Here is an 18,422-nt window from a genome sequence, read left to right on the forward strand (position 1 = left end):
CAGGACGAAAATGCTTACAAACCCTGTTACAAGCTGCTGGATTAAGCCAGTAGCTCAGGTTTAATCATGCAGATGAAAGACTTTATTCATCACCTGCCATTTGCCATCAATTTTTAATAAATTGAAAAAATCGGTAAAGCGATGACCGGTCCAGTTATCTGATTCGAGTCTGACACTGGCTGCCGTACCAACCACATCGATATGGGTAATTTTGGACTGCATCTCTTTGGCCGGTCCATTTTCATCATTCCAGTCATACAAGCCCTGAATGGGGCCGGCAAATAAATCCGGACCAACATAACCATAAATGGTGGCATCCTGATGAAACGCCGGTTTCATTAATTCACCTCGGCCTGCCACAGCACCATCAATATAATGTTGAATCAATTTGCTGATGGCCTCGTAATCATCGATTGAAATAGCGGTATTCGGCATAATTAACTCCTTGTTGTTAATTCAAGCAGTCAACATAGCATATACATTTCGGGGAGATTTCCCGCTAAAATCAGCTGTCAGGAAATGATTTTCAATTGCTTCACATAGATCAGTTCACAGGCATTGGCACCGGTATCTTCACGGGTTAAGGAACTGCGCCAGCGCCAACCATCATCAGCATTCACATTCACCAGATAACCCTGCAGAGTCACTAATTGTCCCGGACGGATCTGCTTAAGCGTTCTGGCGACTTCATCATTCGCCGGAATCAAATGCATATTGGCGCTTTGGGTTTCAATGTTGCGACGAGGAATCGGAAATGACTCGACCTGCCAGAAATACCAACGCCCGGACTGACGAATGTTAATCTGTTTAACAACTTGGGGATCCGCCATTTCTCCCCACCCCAATACTAAATCGGTGGGTGACAAATCGGCTTCACGTCCCAACCAATAGTCTTCCCGTGCTAATACTCTGGCTTCCAGTGTAAATTCAGCCATCGGCTGTATTGCATAGTCATCAAAAGGAATAGGCAGAAGATCTGCTACTTCGGCTTGTACAGGTGCTTTATCTATGACTTCATCAGGCGCGGCGTAATGGATGATGTCGGGTGAACAGTAACGCCAGCCTATAAAGATCACCACGACAATGAATAGCCAACGCCACATAAGTTAATCAGTTAACCATCAATTCGAAAACGTCGGGCAGCCAGGAAGACCAACAACAATACCGGTATCCCCATTAAAGCTGTCATCAAAAAGAACTGCTCATAACCAATACTTTCTACCATCGTCCCGGAATACCCCCCAAGGATTTTCGGCAACAAGGTCATCAACGAACTGAAGATGGCATATTGCACCGCGGTAAACGAGATATTGGTCAGGCTGGATAAAAACGCAATAAATGCTGCACTGGCCATACCGCCGGACAGATTATCAGCAGAAATCACGATATACAGCATCCAGATATCATTGCCCATTTGTGCCAGTAGCATAAACAACAGATTGGTCAACGCCGATAACACGGCCCCTAAAAACAGGATCCGCATCACCCCGAAACGTAAGGCTAAAATACCACCAAGAAAACCGCCAACAATGGTCATAAACAAACCAAAGGTTTTCACCACCGTGGCAATCTCTGGCTTGGTGAAGCCCATATCCTGATAAAAAATATTGGCGACAACCCCCAGCACAATATCGGAAATTCGATACAACCCAATCAAAGAAAGCAGTAACAGCGCCATCGATAGTCCGTAGCGTTTGAAGAAATCCTGCACCGGTTCAACATAGCTGCGATGCACAATACTTTTCTGTACCCAGCCCATTAATATCAACACTCTGGCAATAATCACTGCCACAATGGTGGCCAGCACTAAGCGCACTAACTCAATGCCAACCGCCGACATAGGACCATTATTAAATACGTTAAGTAACTGCAGACGTGCCTGACCAGCCCAGTCACTGGTGAGGTAGAAACAGGCAATAAAACCACTTATCGACAACGCAAACGTCAGCATCAAACCCAGGTAATCGCGCTTGCGATCCTCATGAACCTTTTTATTTACTTCCGGTTCAGGGCTTAACAAGGTGGTGATCACACCAATCAGCATCAGCGCCGCCATAATCAAATAGCTTTGCCGCCACGCCAGATAATCATATTCGCCCATTTCCGAGCCAAAATAACTGGCTAACATCAACGCGCCAGCCCCAGCCATCAGCATGCCGATGCGATATCCGGCGATATAACTGGCGGACATTAATGCCTGCAAACGGGTATCGGCAGACTCGATACGATAGGCATCAATCACCACATCCTGCGTCGCAGCTGAAAAACCCAGTAATACTGCAGCGACAGCCATTAAGGTCAGCGAGTGCGTTGCCGGATCGACCATCGCCATCATTATGATCGAAGCGATAATCATCAGCTGTGACAGAAATAACCAGCTACGCCGTCGACCTAACAGACGATGCAAAATCGGTAATGGCAGAATATCCAGCAGCGGAGCCCAGACAAATTTGAAGGAATAACCCAACGCCGCCCAACTGAAATAAGTGACTGCGCTGCGATCAACACCGGCTTCACGTAACCATAGGCTGAGTGAGGAAAAAATCAGTAATAACGGCAACCCCGCCGCAATGCCGAGAAACAGCATGGTGACAACTTGGGGGGTAAAAAAAGCCCGCAGACTTTCCTGCCAGGAACGGATACTTGCTATCAAACGTAAGTCCACTGATGAGGTTTAATTCGCTAAAGTAACATTGACGCCTCCTGCAATCCACTCTGAAATGACTGTTGGATCAAGATAAGAATATCTATTGGCACATCAGCATGTAGTTTATGAGAAAATATCGAGAACTCATCAACACTAATCATTAATGGCTAAACAACGAAAAATCATTCACGTGGATATGGACGCGTTTTATGCATCGGTTGAACAACGCGACTTTCCCGAGCTGAAAGGCAAACCGCTTATCGTCGGTGGTCAACCCGATAGCCGTGGCGTCGTTGCGGCGTGCAGCTATGAAGCGCGCAAGTTTGGTATTCATTCAGCAATGGCTTCGTCTCGCGCTTATCGTTTATGTCCTGAAGCTATTTTTGTCCGGCCTCGTTTTGACGCCTATAAAGAAGCCTCCAATATTATTCGTGAAATCTTCTGGCGCTATGCTTCTGAAGTTGAACCGCTGTCACTCGATGAAGCCTATCTGGATGTCACTTACACCGAATCGTTTAATGGCTCTGCCACATTGATTGCCAAAGCCATTAAAAGTGAAATCCTCGCCGAGACCGGACTCATTGCCTCGGCTGGTGTCTCCTATAATAAATTTCTCGCCAAAATTGCCTCTGATATGGATAAACCCGATGGTCTTTATCTGATCCGTCCCGAACAAGGCCAGGAATTTGTAAACAAACTACCCATCGGTAAATTTCACGGTATCGGCCCCGCCACCGAAGCCAAAATGAAAAACCTCGGCATCCATACCGGCAATGACTTACGGCAGAAAACTCTAGCTGAACTAACAGAACGCTTCGGCAAATCCGGCCAGTATTATTACAACATCGCCCGAGCCATTGATGAACGACCAGTCCGCAGTCAACGTATCCGTAAATCGCTGGGCAAGGAAACGACTTTTGCCGAAGACATTCTTTCCATACCAGATCTAAACAACATCCTGCTCGACCTCGCCGAACAAGTACTCGACAGCCTTAACAAACACAACATGCAAGGCAGGACGGTTACCGTTAAAGTGAAATATGCCGACTTTCAGCAAGTCACTCGTGCTCAGACGCTGGATCACAGAATTGGCTTTTCTGATTTACAGGAATGGATTCCGAATCTGTTGGTTCGGACTGAAGCTGGGCATAAACCGGTTAGGTTAGTTGGGTTGAGTTTGAGTGGGTTTGAATTGCCGGTTGTTGATGATAAGGGGCAGGCGCAGTTGGATTTGTTGTTGAATGATGTATTTTAAGCAAAGAAACCAGTTACTTTTTGCTTCGTAACCGTTTTTGGTCAACACTAATATGAGATTCAGCCCGTAGGTTGGGTTGAGGTACGAAACCCAACAGTCGTTACCATGCTTCCAAAAATAAATGGGGTCGCACACGATTGAAAATACGCCCTATTAGCAGGCAATGAAATTGATAGGAGATGGTGATGCCAGTTTTATTTATTGCTTTATTAGTTGCGGCTTATTTTTTTTCGTGGTGGCCATTTGACGATACCGAAAGAGCAATTAACAACAGTGACTTCAACGTATATTTCTATTACCCAAACGAAAAAGAAAAATTTTTAGGGCAAGTTAATGGGTTACCCGCTTGTGGAAGCACCGCGAGTAATCACGCATCATCAAATAATATTAGTAACTGGTCTTACATTTGTTGCAGGATTGATGGTGAGAGTAGTTGTAAATCGAAACATAGATAGACCCAGTGTAACCATTGCTTATCCCGTAGGTTGGGTTGAGGTACAAAACCCAACAATCTGATTGAGATGTTCGACCTTGTCGCTGCCGCTGGACGTTCATTTATTTTGCTTGTCCAAAATAAACGAACCAAACAAAAAGACAGCCCATGCTTGCCCTGCGGGTTCCCTGCGCTTCTCAATCAGTTTGGAACATGACGAAAACTCGCTGCGCTCAAACACTCGTCATGTTTGATCCAAACTGATCTGCGATGCTCGGCTTCGCATAAGGGCGTTATTGAGAGCCTTCCCGTAGGTTGGTGCTGAGCTTGCGAAGCCCAACGTTTGGAATTTCACGCAAAAGATTGTTGGGCTTCATTTCATTCAGCCCAACTTACTGCCATTCCCAAATTCCCCTTTTGTGTTGACGAGTAGCGGCTTTTTGTCAGGATTAGAGACTTACCTGTTTGAGCGAAGCGAGTTTGGTGAGTCTCCCTGACAAAAAACGCAACGCAGTGAAGCCGCAGGCCAACACATGGGGTGCCTTTTCTTTTGGTTCGTTTTCTTTGGGCAAACAAAGAAAATGAACTCGCCCCATAGGGCGAAACCTTGTGCCAAAAATATTTTGATTTGTTGGGTTTCGTACCTCAACCCAACCTACAAATGTCACTAGATTCTTGCCTGCGCGGGAATGCCAGCTTTATTGCATTTGGCCCCATTTAACGGACAACACACTAACCATTTGATTTAAATTTATTTTTTAATATTTTAAAACGACTGAGAGCACATTTCACAAAATTGCCGTCTTTATGTTTGAATTGCTTTTTCAACGCTTTTTTAACTTCCCAGGTGCCTTTATACCCATTCGGGAAAACCACTAAATCACCCGCTTTAAAGGTCGTTGCTGGGCCACCATCGTTAGGCGTCATAACACATTCACCTTCAACGATATAAGCAATTTCTGTAGTCACAAACGACCATGGAAAAACCGATACCCCTTTTTCCCATGTTGGCCAGTGAGCAACGCCCAAGTTTTTTAAAGCTACTTCGCTTGGGTTGCTATCAACTGTAATTTCTTTCATTTACCTTCCTAAAATTTTAGATTTATCCCCAACAGCAGAATGCTTTTGGATGGACGCTGGTGTTTTGCATGCGTTATTTTGCCTGTCTTTTAACGAGAAACCGAATTTATCGTTCACAGCTCTTGTTAAATCATGAGGGATCTCTTGGGTTGGATTGAGGTAACAAACCCAACACTTTATGAAAAATTGGAGAACAATTAACAGCGTTATGTTTAAAACGTGAAGCTCACAAAAAAGCAGCCATTCGCTTGTGCGAATGACTGCTTTTGTTCATAAACTAAGTAAGATTAATAGAAATTTGAATGCAGCCTAATTAATCATCTCCCCAGAATTTCCACCACTGTCTGCGAGATTCATCGTCCTTATCCGCTCCACCAAACTTCCACCATTTCTGACTATGTTCTTCTCTGGATTCCTGGCCCTGTTCTGAGCCTTTTCCCAATTCCTTGCGTTCCTTGTCCATTTTCTTGTCATGATGCTTGTCCATGCTTTGATAATCGCGTTCGTTATTACGCTGTTTTTCATTATCACTGTCATGCTTTTGCATTTTGTCGTCATACTTCTGCTCATGTTTTTCATATTGTTTTTTGCCCTTATCCTGGGCATTTCCCGGTCCTTCATCAGCAAAACTGCTTACAGAGAAAACAGCTAACGCTGTTATGTATAGAATTGTAATGAACTTTTTCATGATGTTATCTCTATCGTAAAGAGGAAATATCCATGACATCCGATTTACTGCCCATGGTTAAAATGAGTATACGCTTGGGGGCAACAAGTTATATTACGTAAATGCGAGTGCCCAATGGTTGGGGGAATAACGAAACTCATCCACTTCTCTGTATTCGTAATATTCTGAACTCGCTATGCGTAATCAGGCTTGATTTGCCATAATGCTCCTTTCATTAAATCACTGAATTTTTTATGCAGCATGTCGGGCAACCCGCGCTGGAAGTGTTACAAAACGTTTTTGGTTACAGCGCTTTTCGTCATAATCAGCAAACTATCGTTGACCATGTAATTGCCGGTGGCGATGCTTTGGTGTTAATGCCGACCGGTGGTGGTAAATCATTGTGTTATCAACTCCCAGCGCTGATTCGTCAGGGAACAGGAGTGGTGGTTTCACCGTTGATTGCCCTGATGCAGGATCAGGTGATGGCGTTGCAACAACTGGGTGTGAACGCGGCATTCCTTAATTCCAGTTTATCCGCTGCTGAAGCCAATGCTGTTGAAGAACAGCTTGAAGCCGGCCAGATAGATTTGCTGTATGTGGCACCCGAACGTTTATTAAACGAACGCACGTTGGCGATGTTGTCGCGGATTCAGGTTTCACTGTTTGCCATTGATGAAGCCCATTGTGTATCGCAATGGGGTCATGATTTCCGGCCGGAATATCAGCAGCTGCGCATGTTGCATGAACGCTTTGCGGATATTCCGCGTGTTGCCCTGACCGCCACCGCAGATAAACGTACCCGCATTGAGATTATTGAGCAGCTTAATCTGCATGACGCCAATGTCTATCTGAACAGTTTTGATCGGAGCAATATTTTTTATGCCATTGCCGAGGCCAATCAGGCCAAGCAACAGCTTTGGCAGTTTATTGAAACCCAACATGCCAACGATGCCGGGATTGTTTATTGCTTGTCGCGTAAAAAAGTTGAAGCAATTGCCGAGTGGCTGACCGACCAGGGTCGGGTAGCTTTACCCTATCACGCCGGTTTAACGTCACAAATGCGGGCACATCATCAACAAAGGTTTTTACGCGAAGAGGGCGTGATTATCGTCGCCACCATAGCCTTTGGTATGGGCATTGATAAACCCGACGTTCGTTTTGTGGCGCATTTAAATCTGCCAAAAAATATCGAAGCCTATTATCAGGAAACCGGCCGTGCTGGTCGTGATGGTTTACCAGCTAATGCCTGGATGGCATACGGGTTGCAGGATGTCATCACCCTGCGTCAGTTTATGCAGAACTCTGATGCGCCTGATATCATCAAACGAGTTGAACATCATAAGCTCGATGCTATGTTGGGCTTATGCGAATCCATCAGTTGCCGCCGGCATGCCCTGCTCGCCTATTTTGATGAAACGTCACCGGAAACCTGTGGTCAGTGTGATAACTGTCAGAACCCGCCAGAACATTTTGATGCCACCGAAGTTGCCCAAAAAGCCTTATCATGTGTGTATCGGACCGATCAGCGCTTTGGGGTGAATTATTTAATTGATGTGTTGGTGGGTAGTGATGATGAACGTATCAAGACTAATCAACATGATCAGCTCAGTACTTTTGGTATTGGCTCAGATCTGACCGCCACCCAGTGGCGCGGTATCTTCCGCCAGCTTATCGCCACCGGATATCTTGATATTGATATCAATCGCTATGGGGCTTTGCGTCTGACTGAGAAATGTCGGGCGATTTTGCGCGGTGAGCAAAAATTGCTGCTGCGTAAACAGCAAGCGAAACAAGCACTGAGCAAAAAAGAAAAAAAACAATCTGCTGTGCGTCCTCAGGATCAGGATCTCTGGGAAGCGTTACGCCAGTTACGAACCGAGATCGCCCAGCAAAATGGTGTACCGCCATTTGTGATATTTCATGATTCAACCTTGCAGGAAATGTGTCAGACCCGACCTAACGATATGCAAGCCATGGCACGTATTTCCGGGGTTGGCGCTCAGAAACTGGAACATTACGGCCAACGGTTTTTAACGGTTATTCAGCAGTTTCCATTATCAGAATTATTAAATAATGGCTTACGTGATACGGTGAATCAGACGTTGATGTTGCATGAACAGGGATTGAGCCCAGATCAAATAGCGAAGCAGCGTGAGTTGAAAGTCAGCACGATATACAGTCATCTGTCAGATGGTATTGAAGCCGGTTTGCTAGATATTAAAAAAGTGCTGGATCTGACTGATAATGAATTTAATGAAATCATCTCGACCATTGATTCACTTGGCGATGAAGCCGATAGCTTAAAAAACGTTTTTGAAGCGTTGGATGAAGCCTATGATTATGGGGTGATTCGGTGTGTTAGGGCTTCGATTTATTAAATTTTTTAATGGTAAAGTTGTTTAGATTCTTACTCTACACATGCGCTGCTGCTTGGCGATATCAACACTTTTCGTAGGTTGGGTTGAGGTACGAAACCCAACAATCTGATTGATATTTTCGACCTTGTCGCTGCCGCTGGGTGTTCATTTATTTTGCGTGCCCAAAATAAACGAACCAAACAAAAGGGCAGCCCATGCTTGCCCTGCGGGTTCCCTGTGCTTCTCGATCTGGTCGGGCATGACGGAAACTCCCTTCGGTCAAACAGCCGTCAAGCTGATCCGACCAGCTCTGCGATGCTCGGCTTCGCATAAGGGCATTATTGAGAGCCTTCCCGTAGGTTGGTGCTGAGCTTGCGAAGCCCAACGTTTGGAATTTCACGCAAAAGATTGTTGGGCTTCATTTCATTCAGCTCAACCTACAGCCATTCCCAAATTCCCCTTTTGTGTTGGCGAGTAGTGGCTTTTTGTCAGGATTAGAGACTTACCTGTCTGATTCGTGGCATCCATGCCACTCACCCTTCGGGCGTCTTCGGCGTCCAAATTCGTTCCAGACAAATTTGTGAGCGCAGCGAGTTTGGTGAGTCTCCCTGACAAAAAACGCAACGCAGTGGAGCCGCAGGCCAACACATGGTGTGCCCTGGGGTTGTTAGGGGAATGGGCACGCATTCCCCTAACTCGACATTAAGTCGAAATAAACTTTATTACGAACCCAGCATTTTTAAAATTCAATTGCTGATTGTTGGGGTTCGTTCCTCAACCAAAACCTACCCCGAGATTAAGATTCAAGCCGCTTGATTTCATCAGCCAACACTTGAGACTCCTCGGTAAGCGTAGCAAATTTCCGTATATCGCCACTGCGCTGTGCGAGCATGGCTTGCTCCTGTTTTTGAGCAAGTTGTTTTTTCAGCTTTTTGACGGGGTCCGACTTGAATAATGAAAACATGGTTTGTTTCTCTCAGATAGATGCTAATCAGAGAGAAACAAACACTGAAAGTTCATTAATCATTTAGTTGGTAATCATAATCAATGGTCAACGGCGCATGATCCGAGAAACGTTCATCCCGATAAATATCGGTGGCTGTAACTTTACCTTTCAGGCTCGGGCTCAGAATATGGTAATCAATGCGCCACCCGGTATTATTGGCCCAGGCCTGTCCACGGTTGGACCACCAGGTGTACTCATGTTCGGCCTGCGGCAGTTCACGGAACGCATCGACAAAATTCATCTCATAAAACAACTTATCCAGCCAGGCACGTTCTTCAGGTAAAAAGCCGGAGTTTTTCTGATTGCCTTTCCAATTGCGGATATCTTCATTCTTATGGGCGATATTCCAGTCACCACAAATAATATAATCTCGACCGGATTCTTTCATTTCCTGCATTTTATTTTCGAAAAACTCCATGCAGCGATATTTAACCTGCTGCCGTTCATCACCTGATGTGCCTGATGGCAGATAGAGGGAGATCACGCTGAGCTTGCCAAATCTGGCTTCAATATACCGACCTTCTATATCGAACTCGGCATTACCCATGCCGGTAATGACTTCGTCCGGCTGAAGCCGGCTGTAGATTGCCACGCCGCTGTAACCTTTTTTGACCGCGTCGTGGTAATAGCAGTGGTAGCCTTCAGGAGTAAAAACCTTGTCTTCCAGCTGATGTACTTGCGCTTTTGTTTCCTGAATACACACCACATCGGCATCTTGTTTTTTTAACCAGTCAAAAAATCCTTTTCGCGCAGCGGCTCGGATCCCGTTCAAATTCGCTGTTATAATTCGCATCATTAACTCGTGCTTAAAAAAAGACAGCATCATACCATTTACAAATGGAAGCAAAATCAGGATAATGCCCGGTTCATATACAAATAGCTGATTCTTAGGAGAAACACTTTGGCAAACTCAGCACAAGCAAAAAAACGCGCCCGTCAGGCGGAAACTCACCGTCAATTAAACGCTAGTCAGCGTTCTGCGATGCGTACTAAAGTAAAAGCACTCAGAAAAGCGATTGCTGTTGGTGATAAAGAACAAGCCGTTGCTGCATTTCAAGCTGCAGTTCCAGTTCTGGATCGCATGGCTCGTAAAGGCCTGATTCACAAAAACACTGCTGCTCGTGGCAAAAGCCGTTTAAACAACGCTATCCGCGCAATGTAATTGACTGTTCTATAGAATCAGCTAAAAAAAAACCGGCCCGCGCCGGTTTTTTTATGTCTGTCATTTATCCAGTCACGACCAGATTATCCCGATGAATTAATTCCGGCTCATCAACATATCCCAATAAGCTTTGAATTGCCTGACTGGGCTGACCCATGATCCTTACGGCCTCATCAGCACTGTAATTCACCAGGCCGCGAGCTACTTCGTGCCCCTGCAAATCGGTGCATAATACCAGTTCACCACGAGTAAATTGTCCATCCACCTGACGTACCCCCACAGGTAAAACACTTCGACCTTGCTGTTTTATCACCGCTACCGCACCATCATCAAGCATCAGACGACCTTTAGGAACCAAATGACCAGCCAGCCACTGCTGTCTTGCTTTAATTGGTTTAATGTCGGGCCATAATAATGTGCCTACGCCCTGACCAGCCGCCAGATGGCGTAAATTCAATGGATGTTTACCAGATAGAATTACCGTAGTCGCACCGGATCTTGCCGCGCGTCTGGCCGCTGCTAGTTTGGTAGCCATACCACCGCGGCCTAATTCGCCTTTACTGTCACCGGCCATGCCATCCAGATTTGGATTATTGGCAGCTGAGGCTGCCAGCATTCTGGCATTTGGATTTAATCGTGGATCGCTATCGAATAAACCATCCTGATCCGTCAGGATAACCAGTACATCAGCTTCAACCAGATTGGCGGTCATAGCCGCCAGAGTGTCATTATCACCAAAACGGATTTCGTCAGTGGCGATGGTATCGTTTTCGTTAACGACCGGAAGAATGCCCATTTCAAGCAGCGTATGTAATGCACTTCGGGCATTTAAATGGCGACCACGATCAGCTAAGTCAGAATGTGTCAGTAGAATTTGGGCGGTATGAATGCCATGTTGTTCACAGGCCGTGGCATAAGCATGGATAAGTCCCATCTGTCCCACACTGGCTGCAGCTTGTAACTGATGCAAGGCATGTGGACGTTTACGCCAGCCCAGTCTTTGCATACCGGCGGCAACAGATCCGGAGGTCACCAGAACGATCTCTTTACCCTGATTTCTCAGTTCAGCAATTTCGCCACTCAGCCAGCGAATACGATCCACATCCAGGCCTTCTCCGGGCTTGGTTAATAAAGCACTACCAATTTTAATCACCCAACGTTTGGTTGATAAAAGTTGCTGATGCGGATTTTCCACAGTTAGTCCTCGATGGGTTTAGCGGGAGGCTGCTCACTCTGACGTAAATCATCCAAGTATTGCATGATATCTTCACACAACTGCGCGCATCCTTCACCAGTTTGTCCACTGATTTTGTAGACAGGTCCTTGCCAATCAAGACGGGTCAACACTTCCTGTGTGAGTTCGTCACGGATATCCTCCGGAACCAAATCCATTTTATTAAGGATCAGCCATTGCGGCTGCTTGCCGAGGGCATCGCTGTAATGGAGTAATTCACGGTTAATAATATTAACGCTCTCCACCGGATCCTGCTTAACATCAACGGGTGCCATATCAACCAGATGTAACAGCAATCGAGTGCGAGTTAAATGCTTAAGGAACTGAATACCCAAACCGGCACCTTCAGCGGCACCTTCCACCAGGCCGGGAATATCGGCAATAACAAAGCTGCGTACATCTCTGAGTGTCACCACACCTAGATTTGGATGCAAAGTCGTAAAAGGATAATCGGCTACTTTAGGTTGAGCAGCAGAAACCTGACTGATAAAGGTCGATTTTCCGGCATTCGGTAAACCCAATAATCCAACATCGGCCAATAGTTTCATTTCAAGGCGTAAGGTACGCTCTTCGCCTGGGGTTCCGTCTGATGTTTGTCGTGGTGCACGATTGATACTCGATTTGTAGCGGGCATTACCTAAACCGTGCCAGCCACCTTTTGCTACCATCAGTTTGTCACCGTGTTTGGCGAGATCACCAATCAGTTCATCAGTGTCTTCATCCCAGGCTTCGGTACCAACGGGTACTTTAATAACCAAATCTTCGCCACGGGCCCCACTGCATAGTTTGCCGCGGCCATGTTCACCACGTTGGGCTTTAAAGTTACGTTTATAGCGGAAATCGATCAGGGTGTTTACCTGTGTATCTGCCAGCAGGTACACATCGCCCCCGTCGCCACCATCACCGCCATCCGGACCACCGAAAGGGATATATTTTTCACGACGAAAGCTCAGGCAACCATTACCGCCGGCACCCGCGCTGATTTTTATTTTCGCTTCATCAACAAATTTCATACTGCCGACCAGATAATTTTTTAATAATTGCCACAAACAAAAAACCCCGCATCAGCGGGGCTTTCAGCTGTTTGCCCCAACGGGCTAACAAATTCTTTATTCTGCGATAACGCTTACAAATGTGCGGTTGTTTGCACCTTTGGTTTCGAATAACACTTTACCGTTTGCTGTCGCGAATAAGGTGTGGTCTCTACCGATACCAACATTACGACCTGCATGGTAACGTGTACCACGTTGACGAACCAGAATGTTGCCGCCTAATACTGCTTCACCACCGAAGCGTTTTACACCAAGGCGTTTCGACTCGGAATCGCGACCGTTGCGGGTACTACCGCCAGCTTTCTTATGAGCCATGTTAAATCCTCTTTAAATTTGTCAAATCTTAGGCAGTGATGCCAGTGATTTCGATTTCTGTATAAGATTGGCGATGTCCCATCTGTTTCCGATGGTGCTTACGACGACGGAATTTGATGATTTTGACTTTGTCCGCACGACCAACTGAGGCCACAGTTGCTGTGACTTTTGCGCCGTCTAAGAAGGGTGCGCCAACTTTAATGTCTTCGCCTTCACCGATCAATAAAACTTCACCCAGCTCAATGGTATCACCCACTTCACCTGGCAATTTTTCAACGCGGAGCTTTTCGCCCTCTTTAACTCGGTACTGCTTACCACCAGTCGCGACAATAGCGTACATCGCTTTCTCCAAAAAAATAAATGTTATTGTGGGTAACCCAACAAAAGACCGGGAATTTTAACCGCTTTCTACATTCAGATCAAATGCAAATTGAATTATTTGCGAATCGCTGTTACCCGTGAGAAAGTACGCGTTTAATTCATCTAGACAGGCAGACAAACGCCCCGTGGATATACAATCCATTTACGCACTCATCCAGCAGGATATTGATTCAGTTGACGCCATGATACAACATCGGCTGCAATCTGAGGTTGTATTAATTAATCAGCTTGGACATTACATTATCAATAGTGGCGGAAAGCGCTTGCGCCCGGCTATTGCTTTGTTAAGTGCCCGTGCCTGCAATCATCAGGCAACTGCGCATATTAATCTTGCCACCATCATTGAATTTATTCACACCGCGACCCTGCTGCATGATGATGTGGTCGACAATTCAACGATGCGCCGCGGCCAGGAAACGGCCAACAGTGTATGGGGAAATGAAGCCAGTGTATTAGTCGGGGATTTTCTCTATACCCGCGCATTTGAAATGATGGTGGAACTGGATTCAATGCGCTTGATGCAGATCCTGTCACATACCACTAACGTGATTGCCGAGGGTGAAGTCTTACAATTACTTAATGTTCACGATGCAGACACCACTGAAGAACGCTATCTGCAGGTCATTCATCACAAAACCGCCAAACTATTTGAAGCGGCCGGGCAGTTAGGTGCATTAATAAGTAATGCCTCAGCGGAAATTGAAACCGCATTAGCACAATATGCGATGCATCTTGGCAGTGCCTTCCAACTGGTGGACGACTTACTCGATTACAGCGCTTCCAGTGAAACTATTGGCAAAAATATTGGTGATGATCTTGCCGAAGGCAAACCGACGTTACCGCTGATTTATGCCATGCAAAATGGCTCTAAGGAACAGTCCGCAGTCATTCGTGAAGCAATTGAACAAGGCCAACGCGATAAAATCAATGACATTATTGACATTATCCACAGCACTGGCGCCATTGACTACACTGCCGCGGCAGCCCGCAAGGAAGTCGAGCAGGCCAAGGCCAATCTCAGTATCGTTCCCGATTCACAATATAAAACAGCCTTAATCGGACTGGCTGATTTTGCTGTTTCCCGCCGTTTTTAAATATGGCTATGAGTAGATATTCATTTTGTATATTTAACTCAGCTTGGTTAGGCTGAAAAGTTATGGCTGAAATATATAAATATCATATGTTCATTTGCACGCATCAACGCGATGATGGCAGTGATTATTGTGAAGAACACGGTGCGCAGTCACTGCGTGATTATGCCAAGCAACGGGTTAAAGATCTCAAACTGAAAAAAGTCCGCGTCAATAATTCCGGCTGCCTCAATCGCTGCAAACTGGGTCCGATCATGGTGATTTATCCGGAAGGAGTCTGGTATCAATATCATGATAGAGCTGATATCGATGAAATCATCGACAGTCACCTGGTCAACGGCAAAATTGTTGAGCGGCTATTAAAATGACACCGCAGCAATATTGCCGGGATAAAGCGGCGAAAAGTGGTTCAAGCTTCTATTATAGTTTCCTTTTTTTACCCACCAAAAAGCGCAATGCCATTATGGCTCTATATGCTTTTTGCCGTGAAGTTGACGATGCTGTTGATGAGATAAGTGATCCGTTAGTTGCAGCACAAACTCTCGCCTGGTGGCGTCAGGAAGTAGCAAATACCTTTATCGGGCAAGCCACTCATCCCGTCGGAAAGGCTCTCGCTGATACGCTGCAGGATTTTGATCTGCATGAAGAATATTTTCACGAGATCATTGATGGCATGGAAATGGATTTAACCCAGCACCGTTACCCAGCCTATAAAAATCTGGCTTTATATTGTCACCGAGTCGCCAGTGTTGTGGGTTTACTGTCAGCACAGATATTCGGTTTTTCCGATCGAAGTACGCTGAAATTTGCCGAGAAACTGGGGCTGGCTTTTCAACTCACCAATATTATTCGTGATGTTCGTGAAGATGCTGAGCGCGGCCGTATTTATCTGCCTTTGGACGAAATGCAACAATTTGGCGTCAGCGAACAAAGTATTCTGGATTTACAGCAAACCGAAGCGCTGACAAAATTACTGGAGTTCCAGACACAGCGTGCTGAGCAGTTTTATCAGGAAGCGATGCAGCTGCTTCCCCCACAAGATCGTTATCATCAATGCACCGCGCTGATTATGGCTGAAATTTATCGTACTACTTTGCAGGAAATTGCTATTGATAATTTCCAAGTAATGAAACAACGAGTCTCGCTTACCCCGATTCGTAAACTATGGCTGGCCTGGTGCACTTACCGACGTGAAAAAAAGCTCGCCAAAAACCACTCATAATATGCAACCCCTCATTATTGGTGGTGGATGGAGTGGACTTGCAGCAACGGTCCGTCTAGCCGAAGCTGGGCAAAAGCCCATTCTGTTCGAAGCAGCAAAACAACTTGGCGGGCGGGCCCGTACCGTCAAATGGCAAGATATCGAAATAGATAATGGTCAGCATCTGATGATTGGTGCATACCAAAACATGCTCGATCTGCTTAAACGAATCGGTATTGAAGAAAACAGCGTTTTTCAGCGGAAAACATTGGATCTAAACATTCTTGATCCTAAGTACCCCCCATTACATTTATCTGCACATCCCCTTTTACCCTGGCAAATTGCTATTTTACCCAGGCTTTATTCCAGTCTGGGCTGGCAAGAATTACGGCTTTTTTTACGATTAGCACGTCAACTTAACGTTCCTTCTTTTACAGATAACATTACTGTAGAACAGTGGTGCCGTCAGACAGGTCAATCGACAAGACTTATCACGCAGTTATGGATTCCACTATGTCTGGCCATTTTAAACACACCGATAGAACAGGCTTCAGCCAGTGTTTTTGCTGCAACTCTCCGGGATAGCCTTACTGCAAAAAGAAAATCAGCTGATTTGCTGATTCCGAAAAAGTCGCTGGGTAATGTTCTGCCTGAACCTGCGAGAGGTTTCATTACAGAGTATGGTGGTGAAGTTAGGTTACAAAGTCGTATTGAAAAAATTGTTATCGAGGCTGGTAAAGTAGCCGGGGTTATTACCGGCAACAAAGAATATATTGCTGCAGATAATATTATTGTCGCCATATCCCCCAGTGTTCTCTATAAATTTTTAGGGGTGCAGCTAAATCTTGCACCCGTTTCTGAATATCCAATAAGCACCATCTACCTGCAGTATTCACCGTACTTCCGGCTCAATGCTCCTATTATTGGTTTGAGCAATTCCTTACCTCAATGGGTATTTGACCGCTCAGATCAGTCTCCGGGATTAATTGCTGTCGTTATCAGCGGTCCAGGAGAACATGAATCACTGACTAAACAGCAACTGACTGATCAGGTTGTTTCAGCGTTAACAGAGCTTTTACCGGAATTACCGGCTAACTATCACACCGCACATGTTATCCGAGAGAAAAGAGCTACATTTTGTTGTGGAGTGATTGAAAACAACCAGAGGCCAAGCTGTAAAACAACCATTGAAGGCCTTTGGATCGCAGGTGATTACGCTGAAAATCCCTATCCAGCAACTCTGGAAAGTGCCGTTAAAAATGGCTATCGGGCTGCTGAAAATATTCTAGCGGGAAAATTCTCCTAACAACATGTCGATATCCTTGCGATTGCTTGTTATACTCGAAGATTAGTTCATTAAACCTAAAGAGGGGATGTCATGTTAAATCGTATGCGTTTAATTTTTACCGGTCTTTTTCTGAGTCTGGCCCTGATCGCCTGTAGTGATGAAAGCGATACTGCTGTTACCGATAGCAGCGAAACAGAGACATCGGCTCCTGCCACTGTTGAATCTGCACCTGAAGCGACAGAAGCAACCTCCGAAGGTAGCGAAGACGGTATCCAAGCTGGAATGACCAGAGACGAACTTATCTCAACTTACGGCGAACCTGATATTGCTCAGGAAAGAACATTAGACCAAATGAATATGGAAACGCTTGAGTGGCATAATGATGACGCTACCATCATTGCACAATTACTTGATGGTAAAGTTACCTACGGACGTATTGTTCCCAAATCTGAATAAAGATCTATATGTTGTCAGAAGCTGAGCAGTCCATACTCAGCGGAAAAGTTGTGCTTGTTACCGGTGCCCTTGGCGGCATCGGTAGCGAAGTCGCATTAGCCTATGCAAGACATGGGGCGACGATTATTCTGCTAGACAAAAATATTGCCCAACTGGAAAAATTGTATGATGTGATTCTGCAGGAAAGCGGCATTGAGCCAGCAATATTTCCCGTAGATTTTAAAGGTGCGGTAGCGGATGACTACCAGCAACTCGCACAGACCATCAAGGAGACTTTCGGTCGACTAGATGGATTAGTGCATTGCGCTGCAGATGTTGGACAATTGGCTCCTATCGCCAATCAAGACATCAAGCAATGGGCAGAAACACTTCAAGTTAATCTGACGGCCGCCTTTTTACTGACGCATGCCTGCCTTCCCCTTTTACAAAATACTGAACAGCAAAGTTTTATTATTTTTACTACCGACAGTCAGCATGATAAGGCTTATCGTGGTGCGTATGGATTGAGTAAAGCGGCTATTGAATGTTTCTGCCACCAGTTAGCCCTGGAAATGGAAGCTGCCGCGAAAGTCAGGGTGAATTGCATTGAACCTGGCCAAGTAAAAACCAAATTACATGCGCGGGTTTATCCAGCAGCAGATCCTCAACACCTCCCCGAACCAAGCGCAGTCATACCGGCATATCTTTATCTCGCCAGTGAGCAAAGCGGCCATTTACATGGTCAATGTGTAAATGCGCAGATGGAGTTGCCCGTCAAAGTTTTGGCATAACGCTGTAACACGCTGTATTTATTG

At 45.6% G+C, this 18,422-nt stretch carries 20 protein-coding genes; 9 read left to right on the forward strand and 11 right to left on the reverse strand.

What is annotated here, in order from left to right; all coding sequences use genetic code 11:
* Positions 1-60: 60 nt before the first annotated feature.
* The 3 genes from B3M51_RS03690 to B3M51_RS03700 form a co-directional block, all read right to left on the reverse strand.
* A complete protein-coding gene (locus tag B3M51_RS03690) occupies positions 61-435 on the reverse strand; it encodes a nuclear transport factor 2 family protein (protein WP_292756915.1) in 375 nt (124 codons plus the stop codon).
* Between the two features lie 77 nt (positions 436-512).
* Positions 513-1,103 carry a hypothetical protein gene (locus tag B3M51_RS03695; protein WP_292756917.1) on the reverse strand — a complete coding sequence of 197 codons (591 nt, stop codon included), beginning with the start codon at positions 1,101-1,103 and terminating at the stop codon, positions 513-515.
* An 11-nt stretch (positions 1,104-1,114) separates the two neighbouring features.
* Complete coding sequence (locus B3M51_RS03700; RefSeq protein WP_292478924.1) at positions 1,115-2,653, reverse strand: AmpG family muropeptide MFS transporter; 1,539 nt, start codon at positions 2,651-2,653, stop codon at positions 1,115-1,117.
* 157 nt (positions 2,654-2,810) lie between these two features.
* Between B3M51_RS03700 and dinB the strand changes: the two genes are divergently transcribed.
* The gene (dinB, locus tag B3M51_RS03705; RefSeq protein ID WP_292756919.1) at positions 2,811-3,902 is read left to right on the forward strand and encodes a DNA polymerase IV; all 1,092 of its coding nucleotides are present in this window, start codon (positions 2,811-2,813) and stop codon (positions 3,900-3,902) included.
* Between the two features lie 1,165 nt (positions 3,903-5,067).
* Here the strand turns inward: dinB and B3M51_RS03710 are convergent.
* Positions 5,068-5,415 carry a cupin domain-containing protein gene (locus B3M51_RS03710; RefSeq protein ID WP_292756921.1) on the reverse strand — a complete coding sequence of 116 codons (348 nt, stop codon included), beginning with the start codon at positions 5,413-5,415 and terminating at the stop codon, positions 5,068-5,070.
* A gap of 313 nt (positions 5,416-5,728) precedes the next feature.
* A complete protein-coding gene (locus B3M51_RS03715) occupies positions 5,729-6,103 on the reverse strand; it encodes a hypothetical protein (protein WP_292756923.1) in 375 nt (124 codons plus the stop codon).
* A 233-nt stretch (positions 6,104-6,336) separates the two neighbouring features.
* Between B3M51_RS03715 and recQ the strand changes: the two genes are divergently transcribed.
* Entirely contained in the window at positions 6,337-8,463 is a 2,127-nt protein-coding gene (recQ, locus tag B3M51_RS03720; protein ID WP_292756925.1) for a DNA helicase RecQ, read from the forward strand.
* A gap of 775 nt (positions 8,464-9,238) precedes the next feature.
* Here the strand turns inward: recQ and B3M51_RS03725 are convergent.
* Together B3M51_RS03725 and B3M51_RS03730 are read right to left on the reverse strand one after the other, a co-directional pair.
* On the reverse strand, positions 9,239-9,406 hold the full coding sequence (locus tag B3M51_RS03725) for a DUF6435 family protein (protein ID WP_292354611.1): 168 nt from the start codon (positions 9,404-9,406) through the stop codon (positions 9,239-9,241).
* A gap of 55 nt (positions 9,407-9,461) precedes the next feature.
* The gene (locus B3M51_RS03730; protein WP_292756954.1) at positions 9,462-10,241 is read right to left on the reverse strand and encodes an exodeoxyribonuclease III; all 780 of its coding nucleotides are present in this window, start codon (positions 10,239-10,241) and stop codon (positions 9,462-9,464) included.
* A gap of 108 nt (positions 10,242-10,349) precedes the next feature.
* On the opposite strand from B3M51_RS03730, the gene rpsT reads away from it, so the two are divergent.
* Positions 10,350-10,610 carry a 30S ribosomal protein S20 gene (rpsT, locus tag B3M51_RS03735; RefSeq protein WP_014705805.1) on the forward strand — a complete coding sequence of 87 codons (261 nt, stop codon included), beginning with the start codon at positions 10,350-10,352 and terminating at the stop codon, positions 10,608-10,610.
* A gap of 64 nt (positions 10,611-10,674) precedes the next feature.
* On the opposite strand, the gene proB is transcribed toward rpsT, so the two are convergent.
* The 4 genes from proB to rplU all read right to left on the reverse strand — a co-directional run bounded on the left by proB (position 10,675) and on the right by rplU (position 13,551).
* Entirely contained in the window at positions 10,675-11,805 is a 1,131-nt protein-coding gene (gene proB, locus B3M51_RS03740; protein ID WP_292483447.1) for a glutamate 5-kinase, read from the reverse strand.
* 2 nt (positions 11,806-11,807) lie between these two features.
* Positions 11,808-12,857, reverse strand: coding sequence for an Obg family GTPase CgtA (gene cgtA, locus B3M51_RS03745; protein WP_292483445.1), 1,050 nt, complete (start codon positions 12,855-12,857; stop codon positions 11,808-11,810).
* A 96-nt stretch (positions 12,858-12,953) separates the two neighbouring features.
* Positions 12,954-13,211: a 50S ribosomal protein L27 gene (gene rpmA, locus B3M51_RS03750; RefSeq protein ID WP_292354602.1), complete on the reverse strand. Its 258-nt coding sequence runs from the start codon at positions 13,209-13,211 to the stop codon at positions 12,954-12,956.
* Positions 13,212-13,239: 28 nt separating this feature from the next.
* Positions 13,240-13,551, reverse strand: a complete 312-nt coding sequence (rplU, locus tag B3M51_RS03755; RefSeq protein ID WP_069295453.1) for a 50S ribosomal protein L21 — start codon at positions 13,549-13,551, stop codon at positions 13,240-13,242.
* Between the two features lie 166 nt (positions 13,552-13,717).
* Between rplU and ispB the strand changes: the two genes are divergently transcribed.
* The 6 genes from ispB to B3M51_RS03785 all read left to right on the forward strand — a co-directional run bounded on the left by ispB (position 13,718) and on the right by B3M51_RS03785 (position 18,398).
* Positions 13,718-14,686 (forward strand): octaprenyl diphosphate synthase, encoded by a 969-nt coding sequence (gene ispB / locus B3M51_RS03760; RefSeq protein ID WP_292756927.1) that lies wholly within the window; start codon positions 13,718-13,720, stop codon positions 14,684-14,686.
* A gap of 62 nt (positions 14,687-14,748) precedes the next feature.
* Entirely contained in the window at positions 14,749-15,051 is a 303-nt protein-coding gene (locus B3M51_RS03765; protein ID WP_292483441.1) for a (2Fe-2S) ferredoxin domain-containing protein, read from the forward strand.
* Positions 15,048-15,905, forward strand: coding sequence for a presqualene diphosphate synthase HpnD (gene hpnD, locus B3M51_RS03770; protein ID WP_292756929.1), 858 nt, complete (start codon positions 15,048-15,050; stop codon positions 15,903-15,905). Before B3M51_RS03765 ends, hpnD begins: the two co-directional genes overlap by 4 nt.
* The gene (gene hpnE / locus B3M51_RS03775) at positions 15,874-17,190 is read left to right on the forward strand and encodes a hydroxysqualene dehydroxylase HpnE (RefSeq protein ID WP_292756931.1); all 1,317 of its coding nucleotides are present in this window, start codon (positions 15,874-15,876) and stop codon (positions 17,188-17,190) included. The genes hpnD and hpnE overlap by 32 nt, the downstream gene beginning before the upstream one ends.
* A 72-nt stretch (positions 17,191-17,262) precedes the next feature.
* Positions 17,263-17,628 (forward strand): hypothetical protein, encoded by a 366-nt coding sequence (locus B3M51_RS03780; RefSeq protein WP_292756933.1) that lies wholly within the window; start codon positions 17,263-17,265, stop codon positions 17,626-17,628.
* Positions 17,629-17,636: 8 nt separating this feature from the next.
* Positions 17,637-18,398 (forward strand): SDR family NAD(P)-dependent oxidoreductase, encoded by a 762-nt coding sequence (locus B3M51_RS03785; protein WP_292756935.1) that lies wholly within the window; start codon positions 17,637-17,639, stop codon positions 18,396-18,398.
* The last annotated feature ends 24 nt before the right edge of the window (positions 18,399-18,422 follow it).

Origin of the sequence: Methylophaga sp. UBA2689 (assembly GCA_002354555.1) — a bacterium.
Taxonomy (GTDB): Bacteria; Pseudomonadota; Gammaproteobacteria; order Nitrosococcales; family Methylophagaceae; genus Methylophaga.

Bases quoted from the DNA above. Each gene is read 5' to 3' on its own strand.
- B3M51_RS03690 (WP_292756915.1), bottom strand. From the start codon at position 435: ATGCCGAATACCGCTATTTCAATCGATGATTACGAGGCCATCAGCAAA.
- B3M51_RS03695 (WP_292756917.1), bottom strand. From the start codon at position 1,103: ATGTGGCGTTGGCTATTCATTGTCGTGGTGATCTTTATAGGCTGGCGT.
- dinB (WP_292756919.1), top strand. From the start codon at position 2,811: ATGGCTAAACAACGAAAAATCATTCACGTGGATATGGACGCGTTTTAT.
- B3M51_RS03710 (WP_292756921.1), bottom strand. From the start codon at position 5,415: ATGAAAGAAATTACAGTTGATAGCAACCCAAGCGAAGTAGCTTTAAAA.
- B3M51_RS03715 (WP_292756923.1), bottom strand. From the start codon at position 6,103: ATGAAAAAGTTCATTACAATTCTATACATAACAGCGTTAGCTGTTTTC.
- recQ (WP_292756925.1), top strand. From the start codon at position 6,337: ATGCAGCATGTCGGGCAACCCGCGCTGGAAGTGTTACAAAACGTTTTT.
- B3M51_RS03725 (WP_292354611.1), bottom strand. From the start codon at position 9,406: ATGTTTTCATTATTCAAGTCGGACCCCGTCAAAAAGCTGAAAAAACAA.
- B3M51_RS03730 (WP_292756954.1), bottom strand. From the start codon at position 10,241: ATGCGAATTATAACAGCGAATTTGAACGGGATCCGAGCCGCTGCGCGA.
- cgtA (WP_292483445.1), bottom strand. From the start codon at position 12,857: ATGAAATTTGTTGATGAAGCGAAAATAAAAATCAGCGCGGGTGCCGGC.
- rpmA (WP_292354602.1), bottom strand. From the start codon at position 13,211: ATGGCTCATAAGAAAGCTGGCGGTAGTACCCGCAACGGTCGCGATTCC.
- rplU (WP_069295453.1), bottom strand. From the start codon at position 13,551: ATGTACGCTATTGTCGCGACTGGTGGTAAGCAGTACCGAGTTAAAGAG.
- B3M51_RS03765 (WP_292483441.1), top strand. From the start codon at position 14,749: ATGGCTGAAATATATAAATATCATATGTTCATTTGCACGCATCAACGC.
- hpnD (WP_292756929.1), top strand. From the start codon at position 15,048: ATGACACCGCAGCAATATTGCCGGGATAAAGCGGCGAAAAGTGGTTCA.
- B3M51_RS03780 (WP_292756933.1), top strand. From the start codon at position 17,263: ATGTTAAATCGTATGCGTTTAATTTTTACCGGTCTTTTTCTGAGTCTG.
- B3M51_RS03785 (WP_292756935.1), top strand. From the start codon at position 17,637: ATGTTGTCAGAAGCTGAGCAGTCCATACTCAGCGGAAAAGTTGTGCTT.